At 66.5% G+C, this 737-nt stretch carries 1 protein-coding gene; it reads left to right on the top strand.

Annotated elements, in window-relative coordinates:
* Window positions 1-737: zinc-binding dehydrogenase (locus tag G1E_RS26965; RefSeq protein WP_047150295.1), on the top strand; the 737-nt coding region annotated here is incomplete at both ends.

The following is a 737-nucleotide window of genomic DNA, read 5'->3' as shown; positions in this document are numbered from 1 at the left end:
GAATACGTGCTGGTGCCCTATGCCGACTTCAACCTGCTGAAACTGCCCGAGCGCGACAAGGCCATGGAGAAGATCCGTGACCTGACTTGCCTGTCCGACATCCTGCCAACCGGCTACCACGGCGCCGTCACTGCCGGCGTAGGCCCAGGCAGCACCGTATATGTCGCTGGCGCCGGCCCGGTCGGCCTGGCCGCCGCTGCCTCGGCGCGCCTGCTGGGCGCCGCTTGCGTCATCGTCGGCGACCTCAACCCGGCCCGTCTGGCTCACGCTAAGTCGCAGGGCTTTGAGGTGGTCGACCTGTCCAAGGACACCCCGCTGCACGAGCAGATCGTCGATATCCTCGGCGAGCCGGAAGTGGACTGCGCCGTTGACGCCGTTGGCTTCGAGGCCCGCGGCCATGGCCATGAAGGTGCCAAGCACGAAGCCCCGGCCACCGTGCTGAACTCGCTGATGCAGGTTACCCGCGTAGCCGGCAACATCGGTATCCCGGGCCTGTACGTGACCGAAGACCCGGGCGCGGTGGACGCTGCCGCCAAGATCGGCGCGCTGAGCATCCGCTTCGGCCTGGGCTGGGCCAAGTCGCACAGCTTCCACACCGGCCAGACCCCGACCATGAAGTACAACCGCCAGCTGATGCAGGCGATCATGTGGGACCGCATCAACATTGCCGAAGTGGTGGGCGTGCAGGTGATCAACCTGGACCAGGCGCCGGAAGGGTACGGCGAGTTTGATGCCGG

The organism is Pseudomonas sp. TJI-51 (genome assembly GCF_000190455.2).
GTDB lineage: Bacteria > Pseudomonadota > Gammaproteobacteria > Pseudomonadales > Pseudomonadaceae > Aquipseudomonas > Aquipseudomonas juntendi.
This window is presented reverse-complemented; position numbering and strand designations above follow the sequence as displayed.